Origin of the sequence: Bacillus sp. FSL L8-0199 (genome assembly GCF_038005705.1) — a bacterium.
Classification (GTDB): domain Bacteria; phylum Bacillota; class Bacilli; order Bacillales; family Bacillaceae_G; genus Bacillus_A; species Bacillus_A cereus.
Genome location: NZ_JBBOTS010000001.1, coordinates 3,030,261 through 3,043,180 on the forward strand (window position 1 = coordinate 3,030,261; position 12,920 = coordinate 3,043,180).

Here is a 12,920-nt window from a genome sequence, read left to right on the forward strand (position 1 = left end):
CTCTTTCAAGCGGTAATCCATTCCGATGGAAATTACAAATGAAAAAATTTATCCGTTTTTCCTACTTTCTAAATTCAGCAAGTAAAATGTTTTTAAAAACTTCCGGGTTATTAAGGTTTAGACTGTTCGAATTGATAGCGAGTGTATGTTTACCTCCAAGTGTTCCACCAGCAAAAGTGGAAAACCCTGGAACGGCCCCCCTGTGTCCCCATACCGAGACACCGTTCGGAAGCTTAATTTCAAGTATTCCAAGACCATATCCGGTTCCCTCTCTATTTGTAGGAACTGTAGTAAGCATTTGTTTTAACTGCTGTTCCTTCAGTAATTTGCCACCTAGTAAGCAAGAGAAGAATTTGTTTAAGTCGTCAGCAGTAGAAATCACATCTCCATCCGAGCTACCTGGGTTAATATAAGTAACATCTTTTAGCTCACTCGCTCCGTCTAGTTGCAAATAGCCACGGGCATGCTTGGTGCCTGGAATCACGCTTGAATTACCAGGTAGAAATGTATTTGACAAATCAAGCGGTTCAATAATCCGATTTTCAACCTCTTCCGCATAGCTGTTTCCTGTTACTTTTTCAATAAGGATTCCTAGTATTACATATCCTGTATTTGAATAAGACCAACCCTTTCCTGGAGCAAAGTCTGGGGGAAGTGAAATCCCCATCTTTACAAATTCTTCAGCCGTATACGATTTTTTTATATCCGTAATATCAAAGTCTTTTGAATTTATATAGTCAGCAATACCACTTGTATGATTCAATATTTGCCGGATCGTAATCTGGTTACCATCATATCCGTTTCCTTGAATAACACCAGGTAACCATTTTTCAATGGAGTCGTCTAGATTCAAACGGTTCTCTCCAGATAATTGAAGTAGAACTGTTGCAATGAACGTTTTCGTCACACTGCCAATGCGAAAGCGAAAATCTGCTTTCATTGGTTTCTTAGTTTTCAGATCCGCTACCCCAGCTGTATAACTCCAAGTTTTACCCCCCTTAGAAATTTTAGCGAGTATTCCCGGGTATCCAAGTTGCAGTTCATCTCGCATTGCTTTCTTAACGGAAGTACGATCGCTTTGCGTACTTGTTTGTAACGAACTAGATACATTTTGCGTAGGTTCTGCTTTTATAATTAATGTTGGTGTTATGTATAACAGGGAACTTCCACCTATTAAAAGTGCTAGACTTGCACATGTAATTTTACTGCGTGTTTTCATAAAGAATTCCTCTCTTCTATTTAAATTGTATTGATGGCTGATAGCTGTCTCATATACTAACCACACAGCTATCAACTCTCCTAATGATAAAAGTCAACACTGAATTTACAATCAACGTACTAATCATTATTTTCACAAACACCATTGTGTTCTAACAATCTCTAAATCACTCTTTTTCCACATACATATTAACCATAGAAATTACTTCTTTTCCTTAAAACACTCTTGTTACTGATTATTTGTTTTATATGTAGGCCGTACTTGTTCCCCCCTTCATGCCTCCTTATATTTTTATCCTACACAATGAAAATCTCTTTTTTCTTACCTATTCCTTACAAATTCCTTACATACAAAATCACTTCTACAATAGGATTGAAGTAGCATCTGTGCCCGAAAGCGCAAAAAACACCGATGCTTTTCGCTTCAGTGTTTTTGCGCTTTACATATTGTAAGATTCGTTTTACTCTTAACAGGTTAAACTGCTGATTTTTTCTAATGCGATTATTCTTCTTGTTATATAAAACAAATTTCATTGTGTTATATGACACACTATGAAATTTGTCATTAAGGCACATGATTCTAAATTTATTGATGTACTTGAGATGGACTCACTTTTTGAATTTGAACAAGTATATCAAACGCTTTACCTAATGATATATCAACAGTTTTTGGTATATCAGGCCCTTCGGTAGTTATTCCAGCGAAAATTGGATGTTGTTCGTTTAACCAAGTTTTTGTCACGCCGTTCGCCTTACGTAAATCAATAAAAAATTGATCTTTTTTGACCTGTCCAAAAATGTAGTTATAACTGTTTGGATCATCCGATTTTAATGTTCCATAGGGGCCAAATTCACCATTGCTATTCTTCACATTGTATTGTCCTTCATAAACTGACGTTCCAATAGATACGTACCGTTTTCCGTAATATTCTGCTAAATGCTGCCCTGCTACTTTAGGGTATATAAAAGAAAGCATATTTGTTTTCGAAACGTGTCCATTATGTCCCCATACAATGGTTTTTCCTAAATGTTCTTCAGTCCACTTCGCATTTTCATACATTGCAATATCATGTTTCAAATAAAAATCCGCTGGTTTATCAGGAGGTGTCGCTAACATTGTAGTAAACTGTTCAATAATACGAGCATTTTGCTTTATCCATACGAACTCTTTAGATTTCCCATTTAAATGACTTTTATTTTCCTCTAATAAAGCACTAATTTGTTTAGCATCTAAAACATACTTTTCTTTTTCTTCTTTCGTAAGGCTTTCAAAAGTATTCATATCCTTTGTTACAGGAATAAGCCCTTTTATCTTCTCTTCTACTCTAGGCAACAGTTTTGAATTGTTCGCTTTAATATATTCTATTATATTATTATAAACATTTTCGTTTACTGATTGAATGTCCATCCCGATGACACGTACTTTCGATTTATGTTTTGGATTAGCATTATATTGCCGAATCCAATCAAGTAAATCTAGCATTTCTTTCGTCTTAAATACAGGTGTTAGATGTTGGCTTGGGTTTCCCTTACCAGTAAGAACATATCGATCAAGTTCCAAGGCCCTGTCCCATCCCTCTTCTAAAACTAGATTGGTAAAGCCCTTTTCAGATACTAAATACTTAACAATGCGGTGTTTCATCGTAAAAACTTCATGAGCCCCATGCGTAGCTTCACCTAAACCTACAATTGAAGCTGAACCTACCATATCCTTAAGTGGTTTCAAATCATTAAGAGATGCAGTTGGATTAGTTGTTTTTAAAGGCTTTGCATGTGCTTCTAACCATTTCGCTATTTGATTTGTATTATAGGGAGCTGTAACAGAAACCTCTGTTTTCGAATCTGCATAAGTATTTCCTACAAAATGAGTCATTGTTATAGCAGAAGCAACAATTGCAATCATTATTTTCTTTTTCATAAAAAACCTCCTGAAATATTTACTTATAGCTTTTTGACATACTCTGCCAACTTCCGTTTAAAACATTCATTTTCTTATTACTGTTAAGATACATTTATTCTAGTTCCTAAAACTCACTTATTTCTTAATAGGTTCTTAAGAAATTCTTAATTCACTTATACGAATATAAAACTAAATAAGCTTCAATTCATTGTATTGTAAATTCCTCATTGCATAACATTATAATGTACAGATATTCGTTATAAATGATGTTATCTAAAGTATTCAATTTCAGTATGTATTATTAACGTAGTTAATATATGGTTAATATGAAGTTCCAAATTTTGATTGTTTGTAGTCTCTTTATCATAGAGTTAATTTAGGGGTTATTTTTTGTTCACTTCATTTTTTTCGGCACTCTGCATCTAGACGGTATACCCATTGGCCACAGTTAGACTATTTCAAATCAAAAAAATAGATTACCTGCACACGAAAAAGTATAGTGCACAGGTAATCTATTTGTTTTTGAGATTAATAAAAACCTAATTTATTTTTTGAATTCTTCCATCAATAACAGACTGAATTGGTTCTTTTGATTTTTTTATATAATCTACTAATGCTTCAAAATCAGTTGGTCCTGTTTCAGCATCTTTACCGTTTTTAAAGGATACAAATCCATCTCCACCTGAAGCTAGAAATGCGTTAGCAACGACGCTGTAAGTTTTAGAAGGAATAATTTCTTCTCCATTTGTTAAGCGAATACTTGTTACTTTTTCTCCATTGGGCTTGTTCGCATCCCAAGTGTATTGGATCCCTGAAATTTGAAGCATTCTTGTTATGTCTTTTTGCCATTGTTGATTTAAAATATCACGAATGTCTTGACCTGTTAAATTTACTTTTATTAATTGATTTCCGAATGGTTGAATACCATATATCTCTCCCCATGTAATATCACCAGCATCTAAGTCATTACGAATACCACCAGGATTCATAAGTGCAATTTGGGATTGCATTGTTGTACGCTGGGCATCAGCAACTAAATTTCCAAGAGTAGATTCACCAGCCGTATTGAGTTTGCGATCTAGTGGCGCAATAGACTTACCTACAACTTCATTAACAAGAGGTGCGATTTTTGCTTGATATTTCTCCATCTTCTTCTTTATTTTTTTATCAGGCTCTATGCCTTCATGATAAGTTGTAACAATTTCTGCTTTTTTCTCAACAATATCTTGTGTTTTACGATCAATCTTTACATCAACATCAGCAAAAGCCATACCATATGAATTTGCTTGTACGACAAGTTTATTATTAACAGTTCCATTTACATAAGTGTGGCTATGGCCACCAAAAATAACATCGACTTCTGGATCAGTCTCATTTGCTAATCGGACGATATCACCATTTGTTACGCCGTTCCCATCTGTTATACCTCCGTTATGTGCAAGAACAACGATAGATTTAACACCTAGTTTTTTTAATTGCTTTACGGATTTGTTAATAGCTTCAACTTCATCTGTAATTTCTACATTCTTTAGCATAGTAGGCATAACAAGGTTAGGAACATCCGTTGTTACGACTCCGATAAATCCAACAGGAACTCCTTGTACCTTTTTTATAGTGAATGGTGGTAAAAATAAACGACCGGTGGATTTATTATAGAAATTTGCAGCAACATATGGGAATTTTGCTCCTTTAAAATTTCCTGTTTTCTCATGGTATCCACCATAAATAAGGCGGTTCATTTCTTCAACACCTTCATCAAATTCATGATTTCCTATCGTTCCAACATCGAATTTCAAATCATTTAGAAATTCAATTGTAGGTTCGTCTTGTAATAATGCTGAAACAGGAGTACTTGCTCCAACAACATCTCCAGCATGTACCTTTAATGTATTCGGATTTTGTTTTTCACGATCACGTAAATAAGCCCCTAAGTACTCAATTCCCCCTGCATCTTTATTGTTAATTTTTTTTACAGTGTCTAGTTGCCCATGAAAATCGTTAATACCGAGCATTTGTACATCTATGTAGCGGTTTGGTTCTGTACTTGCTTGGGCTGAAGGCATAGCAAATACACTAGTAAAAGTAACTGTACTTAATGCTAAAGCAACTGGAATGATTTTTTTCAACATAAAATTTCTCTCCCCTAATTAAAATCTGACATAATACGATGTTATTTTAATATATTAAGAGAATTATTTCCACAAAAATTCTACCAATTATAAAAATTAATAAGATTTTATTGTTTTCTGACAAGATATTTCTTCCTCAAAAAAATGTATATTTCTTTGTTTTGAGGATTATTCAAAATATTATCTTGATAGTAATATAACAATACTTCTAAGAAATCTAAAAAACTCTAATCAATATATTTTAGCTGTTAAGAAGAGTATTCAATCCAAAATTAATGGAGATTTATCAACCTAACATCTCAATATCACCATTAAAAAGATGCTCCTGGATTTATCCAAGAGCATCTTTTTTTAGATTTATTTTTACTTGTTTATAATTTATCAATTAACAATTATATAGTTGTAATTAGTCCTTTAAAAATGATAGGAGTGCTTCATTAAATTCTTTAGCATGCGTTGCATTTAGCCCATGTGGACCACCCTTTATTAACGTTACTTTAGAATTAGGAATTGCTTCATGTGTTAATTTCCCACTATATTCAAATGGTACAGTTGCATCTGAATCACCATGAATAATAAGAGTAGGTATATTAAACTTCTCCAAGTCTTTTCTAAAATCAGTCTTACTAAAGGCAGTAATACAATCAAGCGTTCCTTTAGGTGATGCACTGGCTGCAATATCCCAATTATATAAACGGAATGGCTCACTAACTAAATCTGTTCGATTACCAGCCGCGAAAAATCCCTTAGTAAATTCATCAAGAAATGCAAGTCGGTCATTAATCACACCACTTTTGAATGCTTCAATTGTTGCATCATCTAATGCCCCTTCAGGATGATCCTCTGATTTGTATAAATATGGAGGAACTGCTCCAGCAAAAACAGCCTTTTCAATACGATCTGTTCCATACGTACTAATATACCGGGCTACTTCGCCTCCACCCATAGAAAAACCAACAAGTGTGACATTTTGAAGCTCTAAATGTTCTAATAGTTGATGTAAATCAGAAGTAAAGGTATCATATTCATACCCTTCCCATGGCTGAGATGATTTTCCAAATCCTCGACGATCATATGTTATAACTCTGTATCCAGCCTCAACAAGAGCTGGAACTTGGTATTCCCAAGATCGACCACTTAACGGCCAACCATGAATGAGTACAACTGGGTTTCCTGTGCCATGATCCTCATAATATATCTCAATTGGTTCTTGATTTTCAGTTCCTACAGTAATTTTAGCCATGCTTCTACCTCCAAAAAATATTCTAATATATATCCTTTTTTTCAATAATCCAGATGAATCTCATAACCTATTCATGCACGTTTATGTTGTGAACTCTAAGTATGAAACTCTATTATTCCAAAGAATTCATTTTCTCCTTTTGGACAATTCCCCCTCTAATACCTTTTTCACCATAATATAATTTCTGAACATTCCTCATATTCAATTATAATAACAAAAATAGGTGACTATCAATATTGTTCTATCTATAGGATGTATAGGTAAAACCAATCTATTTTATAGTGAAAACAACTATAGTTACGACCTATACAAATTATAGATAATTCAGAATTGATTAACGAATCAATTTTCAAATACTATAAATTTGTATAGCACTTCATGTTCTGTGAATGCTGCTATAACCAATATTATTGGTCAACTTAGTTATAAACGAAGAAACTTATAATAAAACTTTCTTCGATTACTTAATTTTTAGGAGGAATACATAATGACTGATCTCTATTCTCGTATTAACAAAGATGATGCTGTCGTGCTTTTAGTAGATCATCAAACTGGTCTTATGTCTGGACTAGTACGTGACTATGGTGTTGATGAATTCAAGAACAATGTTTTAGCTCTTGCTCATACTGCTAAGTTTTTTGATTTACCAGTTATTTTAACAACAAGTTTTGAAAACGGGCCTAATGGACCTTTAATGCAAGAATTGGTTGATCTCTTTCCTCATGCACCAAAAATAGCTCGACCTGGACAAATTAACGCATGGGATAATGATGATTTTGTAAAAGCAATCGAAGACACTGGAAAAAAACAACTTATCATCGCAGGCGTAGTTACGGACGTTTGTGTTGCTTTCCCGGCACTTTCTGCTATAAAAGCTGGATATGAAGTATTTGCTGTTACTGATGCTTCAGGAACTTTCAGTAAACAAGTTGCAGATGCTGCCAATACTCGTATGGCACATAGTGGTGTGCAACTTATGAACTGGTTTAGCGTAGCTTGCGAATTACAACGCGATTGGCGCAACGATGTCGAAGGTTTTGGCAATTTGCTTGCTAGCAATCTTCCAGGCTATCAAAATATAATTGGAAGCTATATGGGAGCTCAGCGCGATCTTAGTAAACAAAATGCATAAATGTATTTCAAAGAAATAGCTTTAAATGGCGGTATTGCCATCCAAGACCGCATGGCTTTTCAAGGTGAATACTTTGTTGATTTATACGGAAAGGAAGCTGCAAAGCGTACTCCTCCGATTTATCGTATGTTAGACCTTGGTATACCTGTTGGCGCCGGTAGTGATGCAACTAGGGTTTCCAGCTATAACCCTTGGGTTGCCCTTTACTGGATGGTTGCTGGAAAAACCATTGGTGGGCTTTCCATATACGATGAAAAAAATAAACTTGATAGAAAAGTAGCCCTGGAATTATATTCAAAAGGAAGTGCGTGGTTCTCTGGTGATGAAGGTAAAAAAGGAACCCTGGCAGTAGGTCAGTTTGCTGATATTGCTGTATTGTCTGCTGACTACTTTACTGTGCCAGAAGAAGAAATCAAAAACCTTGAATCATTACTCACCATTATGGGTGGACAGGTTGTTTATGGAAATGATGAATTTAAAAATTTATCACCTGAATTGCCGCCAGCATCACCTGATTGGTCACCGACGGGAGTTTATGGGTATGGTGGTGCTAACCTAGCCAACACTATACTTTCCCACGATTCCCATGATAACAAGTTACATAGTTGCAGTAACCCTCTCCATCAACACACTCATACCGTAATAGGAAAAGATGGAACTACATGGGGTATCGGTTGTACTTGCTTTGCTTTCTAAGTCAAAACCACCGGTATAATGCCGGTGGTTTTCTTTCTGCAATAAGGGTATGTAGATTCGAAATAGCATTGTATATCCCTCATGGAATCTATTACTATTCAATAGGACCAAAGAGTTGATAGCTTAAACTTGATTTGTTTTTTACATCCTTCTCTCCGTGCAAAGTCTACCCCTTTCCCTTAAGTAAAAGTCAAAAATCGATCACACCACACATATAAAGCCACTACCCTTTGACTTTAATATTTGCTTTATCTTAAGACTTATAGATTTTTTCAAATTTCACACTAGAATCATTATTATTTCTATTACACTGATACTTTTTGCGAATCATTTAACTTCTGCATAAAGATACGTGCTGCAAAACTTAAAAATTTATCATCAAAGTGAATAAGATTAATATCTTGGCTTGGTGTTGGGTCAGTAATACGAACTATGCTCAAAGTATCATTATTAACAAAGTTAACCAGTGAAAGAGGTATTATGGCAACCCCATGTCCATTGTATACAAGGCTCAATAGAGAAATAGAAGATTTTGTTTCTATATTTGCTTCAGATAAAGATAACCCTAAACTCTCACAATATATTTTAATAGATTCACGACAACTACATGAAACCATTATTCTACTCAGCCCTACTAATTCTCGAAAAGAAACAAATGATTTTTCATTCAAAGGATGATTTTTGGGAATGACAAGGACGAGCTCTTCACTATACAAAAGGGTGTTTGTTAATGTGTCTGGAATTTGAGCACTACGTGTAATCCCGAAATCAATATTTTTGTCAACGATTTGATTTACAGCAACTTCAGATTCTATAATCTTTACTACGATGTTGGGATAATGTTGTTGAAACTTCATAATATAAGGTGTTAAATAAGTGAGATCCTCTAATAAACCTCCTACAGTAATTACACCTCTTTTTACACCCTTTAATTCAAAAATTTCATTATAAACGTCATCAAATTGTTGCATGATAAATTTTCCTTTATCAAATAGCAGCTTACCCGCTTCTGTCATTTTGATACCTCTTCCAACTCGATGAAACAAGGGTGTATCAAGTTCACCTTCTAACACACGGATTTGTTGACTTAAAGTCGGCTGTGAAATACCTAGAACTTCCGCAGCTTTAGTAAAACTATTATTATTACAAACTTGAATAAAATACTCTAAATGACGTAATTCCATTCTTGATACCCACTCTCCGCTTTATGAAAGATTTATAATTTAAAGGACGATATGTATACGTTAACATAACAACCATCTTTTCTACTATACCACTTGAAATTACATGTTTTATTCATTTTGTATTATAATAAATTTACTACCATTTATTAATTTTTCCTCCTATTCATTTAACTTATATTTAATTAGGACATTACTAATTCGAGATATATTTCTAAAAATTTATAATTCTAGTGCATAATACCCTAATTTTTTCAACTTTTCGATTATCATTTTTTTCTCAATATAGTTCAAACCACCAAATATATGCCGAATCGCCTCTTTATGCTGAGGAAAAATACTATCCATTAACTGAATACCATCTGAAGTAATTGACGCATACGTGACACGGTGGTCTTTTGGACATGGTTTTCGTATTAAGAACCTCTTCTTTTCCAACTTATCCACTACATACGTGATACTACTACTTGCAAGTAATATTTTCCCTCCAATTTTTTGTATAGGCTGATTGCCTTTACTATATAGTAGCTCAAGCACTGCAAATTCAGTTGGATTAAGCCCATAACTTTTTATATCCTCTTCAATACGCTTAGTAATTGCCTGTGCTGACCTTGATAATGTAACAAATAACTTTAAAGATAAGCTCTCATCATTAATCACACTCATAATTACCAATCCTTTACAAGTTATCTTGAATTCGAGATTTATTATATTATCGTCGAAATATTATGTCAATAATTCATTTTAGTTTTATTAAGCCCCTTATCATTTATTTCTCAACATAAGACATATGGAATTAGAAGAAAAAAATTGTTACTATATAAGTATCTCAATTACGTTATTTCTTTTAAAGAGAGCTTGTATTCTAACGCAAGTTCTCTTTTTTTATATTCTAAATTGAATCCGGACAAAGTTCACATATTGAGTCTGCCCATGTATATGATATAGTTTTTAAACAAAGATTAGAGCCCTCCTACAAGAAAGAGAGCTCTAATCTTTCATATAAATTTTCACCTTTTTTATTATTGCGGAGACATCAAAACTTTAACTTGATGGGGATATGGCACTACCTCTATTAATAAATATTACTAACCATATATCTATGGTTCATATCTATCATATTTTTTATAAACAGGATCAATTAGATTTAAAAAAAGATTTCTTTTTCTTTACTCGTAATAAATCACCTGTCCACCCTTTGAATCGCATATACATATACATACCCCCTGTTGTGAAAATAATAAATAAGAGAGCAATTAAATAGCTATATTTCCATTCAAGTTCAGGCATGTATTTAAAATTCATACCCCATAATGCTCCTAAGGCTGTCAAAGGCGTACTTACAGCAGTTAATACAGTAAGAGCTTTCATAATTTCATTCCCACGATGAGAAGAAACAACTTCTTGTAAATGAATCATCGTGTCTAATTCTTCTTGGTACTCTTTAACGAGTTGTAATCCACGCTCTAATTTTACGTGCGTTTGTTTATAACAAAGGGTGTTTGTTAGTTTTTCTAACCAAGCTTCCTCCAAGCCTTGCAACACTTCTTGTATTAAGCGAAACACATGTGTGTTCATAAATAATTCATGACGAATATGATAAATTCTTTCTAAAACTGCTATGTTATTATGATGATAAAAATCCCATAACACATTTCTGAAATTGTTTTCAAAATAGTCAACCTTTCGTAAATAGTGAGATATAAATATTGATAAGATAGCACACATTCCTTCAGCAGAACTATTACAATTTTTTATACCCATAGAGAAATTATGTATTAATTTTTGAAAATCCTCTTCCTCTTTTTCTTGAACCGTTATCAGTATTCCATGAGCTACAAAATAATGAAGAAATTTTTGAATTTTGGCGTCCTTTTTATCTTGATCATATAAAAACGAACCATATACACAAGTTTGACTTGGTGATAACGTATAAACATATAATCCATTTTCACAAGGAGAACTTATTTTCTTTACAAATTGAGAGAAATAAGATGTTACATCACGGGAGATTATAGAAGAAATTTCTTCAAGCTCACTAGTTTTCACATGATACCAACTCCATTTCGTCATTTTTATGCATTCCATATTATTCTTCCTTTCTAAATAGTTTTATGTTTAATCGAATCATATCCGTAATATGAAATTTGTATGTAGGTATCCATATCTTGGAGGAAAAGTTTTTAAATCATCTAAATTACAAAATAAATGGCAGAGGAGGTCTTATTCTTTTAAAAGGAAGACCCCCTATATATTAGTTATTTTTATTCTCAATTTTAAACATTTCCTCTATACAAGCACTTTTTATCTTTTCTTATTTATATGTGGAAAAGAAGCCACACAATTTGGCACGTCTATTCAACGAACTCCATTTCGGTCGTCATTATAATTTGGATTTATATGCAGATTGATTGGTGATGTCCTCAAATACTTGACTTCCAATAATATAGTATCCATGAAGCGCGGCCTCTTTTGAAGCGTCTACCATACGGAAAGAAACAATTTCACCTTGCATTTTTTCAATTTGTTTTTTGTGGAGATCTACTATTCCTCCTGTCCAAATAATAGTATCATACTGGTCTAACTTAAATTGTTCTTGTAATACACGCATGATGTCTTGGAAATGTGTATCCAACTCTTTTTGAATTAAAATATTCACCTGACTTGTCTCATAATTTTCTTCTTTATCTCCATATCCTTTTTCTAATATTTTTGGCATGTCATTAATATGCAATTGATTACTTTCACCCGCATGATTCTGCAGGATATTCTTAATATTTTTCAAAGGCTTGCTACATCCTAGTTCCGTCTCATAATGATTTAAAATGACATTCTGTTTCATATCTGTCATTTCTAATGTACGAAATCCACCATCAATAATTAAGATACGATCTTGTTCCTGAATGATTCCCTCTTTTAAGAAATAGGCTTGTAAAGCGACCGGTTGCTGAAGAATCAAAACATTTTCCACCGTAATATTAATAAATTTCCCATCAATTTGTACGGAAGTTTCTTTTTTTAGTGCACGTTGTAATTGCTCATGCTGACTACCAAAACAAGTGACTGGAAGCCCGGTAACAACTAAAGGTAACACGACATTTTCTTTATAATCCTTTGCAATGCAACCAAATATTTGTTGTTTAAACTCTTCGCTTTCATAATAATTTTCTATTTCTTCGTCAAATGGAGGAAGAAATGAAGCGTCAGATTGATGTGCTTCATTTCCCATGTAGTATGCAAAGTCTAAGTCTATAAAACTTACCTTTGTTAAATCTTCACTTTCAGCGTGATTAGGTACAGGAGCTAGTGTGGCAGCTTCACTCTTAATCGTCACCTCAGAATCTACATCCTGTCGATATGCCCGCTTAGTAAAACCAATTCCTACATCAATTGCATACAGAGATTTCATACTTTTTTCCTC

9 protein-coding genes and 1 pseudogene are annotated in these 12,920 nt (G+C 33.7%); 2 read left to right on the forward strand and 8 right to left on the reverse strand.

The window, feature by feature from the left end:
• Positions 1 to 61 precede the first annotated feature (61 nt).
• The 4 genes from NST86_RS15725 to NST86_RS15740 form a co-directional block, all read right to left on the reverse strand.
• On the reverse strand, positions 62 to 1,219 hold the full coding sequence (locus NST86_RS15725; RefSeq protein ID WP_000857797.1) for a serine hydrolase domain-containing protein: 1,158 nt from the start codon (positions 1,217 to 1,219) through the stop codon (positions 62 to 64).
• 585 nt (positions 1,220 to 1,804) lie between these two features.
• The gene (locus tag NST86_RS15730; protein WP_016118210.1) at positions 1,805 to 3,136 is read right to left on the reverse strand and encodes an erythromycin esterase family protein; all 1,332 of its coding nucleotides are present in this window, start codon (positions 3,134 to 3,136) and stop codon (positions 1,805 to 1,807) included.
• Between the two features lie 521 nt (positions 3,137 to 3,657).
• The gene (locus tag NST86_RS15735; RefSeq protein WP_086423420.1) at positions 3,658 to 5,247 is read right to left on the reverse strand and encodes a bifunctional metallophosphatase/5'-nucleotidase; all 1,590 of its coding nucleotides are present in this window, start codon (positions 5,245 to 5,247) and stop codon (positions 3,658 to 3,660) included.
• Between the two features lie 406 nt (positions 5,248 to 5,653).
• Complete coding sequence (locus NST86_RS15740; RefSeq protein ID WP_016118212.1) at positions 5,654 to 6,490, reverse strand: bromoperoxidase; 837 nt, start codon at positions 6,488 to 6,490, stop codon at positions 5,654 to 5,656.
• A 487-nt stretch (positions 6,491 to 6,977) separates the two neighbouring features.
• Here NST86_RS15740 and ycaC point away from each other — a divergent pair, with 487 nt between their 5' ends.
• Positions 6,978 to 7,622 (forward strand): isochorismate family cysteine hydrolase YcaC, encoded by a 645-nt coding sequence (ycaC, locus tag NST86_RS15745; protein ID WP_000131210.1) that lies wholly within the window; start codon positions 6,978 to 6,980, stop codon positions 7,620 to 7,622.
• Positions 7,623 to 7,640: 18 nt separating this feature from the next.
• Positions 7,641 to 8,318, forward strand: a pseudogene (locus NST86_RS15750) (amidohydrolase family protein); the annotation flags it as partial.
• Between the two features lie 305 nt (positions 8,319 to 8,623).
• On the opposite strand, the gene NST86_RS15755 reads toward NST86_RS15750, so the two are convergent.
• From NST86_RS15755 to NST86_RS15770, 4 genes are all read right to left on the reverse strand, one after another.
• On the reverse strand, positions 8,624 to 9,502 hold the full coding sequence (locus NST86_RS15755) for a LysR family transcriptional regulator (protein ID WP_000423208.1): 879 nt from the start codon (positions 9,500 to 9,502) through the stop codon (positions 8,624 to 8,626).
• A gap of 219 nt (positions 9,503 to 9,721) precedes the next feature.
• Positions 9,722 to 10,165, reverse strand: a complete 444-nt coding sequence (locus NST86_RS15760) for a MarR family winged helix-turn-helix transcriptional regulator (protein WP_061664326.1) — start codon at positions 10,163 to 10,165, stop codon at positions 9,722 to 9,724.
• Between the two features lie 471 nt (positions 10,166 to 10,636).
• Positions 10,637 to 11,587 (reverse strand): magnesium transporter CorA family protein, encoded by a 951-nt coding sequence (locus tag NST86_RS15765; RefSeq protein ID WP_000388918.1) that lies wholly within the window; start codon positions 11,585 to 11,587, stop codon positions 10,637 to 10,639.
• Positions 11,588 to 11,882: 295 nt separating this feature from the next.
• Complete coding sequence (locus NST86_RS15770) at positions 11,883 to 12,908, reverse strand: ParM/StbA family protein (RefSeq protein ID WP_086391512.1); 1,026 nt, start codon at positions 12,906 to 12,908, stop codon at positions 11,883 to 11,885.
• Between the last annotated feature and the right edge of the window lie 12 nt (positions 12,909 to 12,920).

Excerpts from the sequence above, each read along its gene's own strand:
- NST86_RS15725 (WP_000857797.1), bottom strand. The coding sequence starts at position 1,219 with ATGAAAACACGCAGTAAAATTACATGTGCAAGTCTAGCACTTTTAATA.
- NST86_RS15730 (WP_016118210.1), bottom strand. The coding sequence starts at position 3,136 with ATGAAAAAGAAAATAATGATTGCAATTGTTGCTTCTGCTATAACAATG.
- NST86_RS15735 (WP_086423420.1), bottom strand. The coding sequence starts at position 5,247 with ATGTTGAAAAAAATCATTCCAGTTGCTTTAGCATTAAGTACAGTTACT.
- NST86_RS15740 (WP_016118212.1), bottom strand. The coding sequence starts at position 6,490 with ATGGCTAAAATTACTGTAGGAACTGAAAATCAAGAACCAATTGAGATA.
- ycaC (WP_000131210.1), top strand. The coding sequence starts at position 6,978 with ATGACTGATCTCTATTCTCGTATTAACAAAGATGATGCTGTCGTGCTT.
- NST86_RS15755 (WP_000423208.1), bottom strand. The coding sequence starts at position 9,502 with ATGGAATTACGTCATTTAGAGTATTTTATTCAAGTTTGTAATAATAAT.
- NST86_RS15760 (WP_061664326.1), bottom strand. The coding sequence starts at position 10,165 with ATGAGTGTGATTAATGATGAGAGCTTATCTTTAAAGTTATTTGTTACA.
- NST86_RS15765 (WP_000388918.1), bottom strand. The coding sequence starts at position 11,587 with ATGGAATGCATAAAAATGACGAAATGGAGTTGGTATCATGTGAAAACT.
- NST86_RS15770 (WP_086391512.1), bottom strand. The coding sequence starts at position 12,908 with ATGAAATCTCTGTATGCAATTGATGTAGGAATTGGTTTTACTAAGCGG.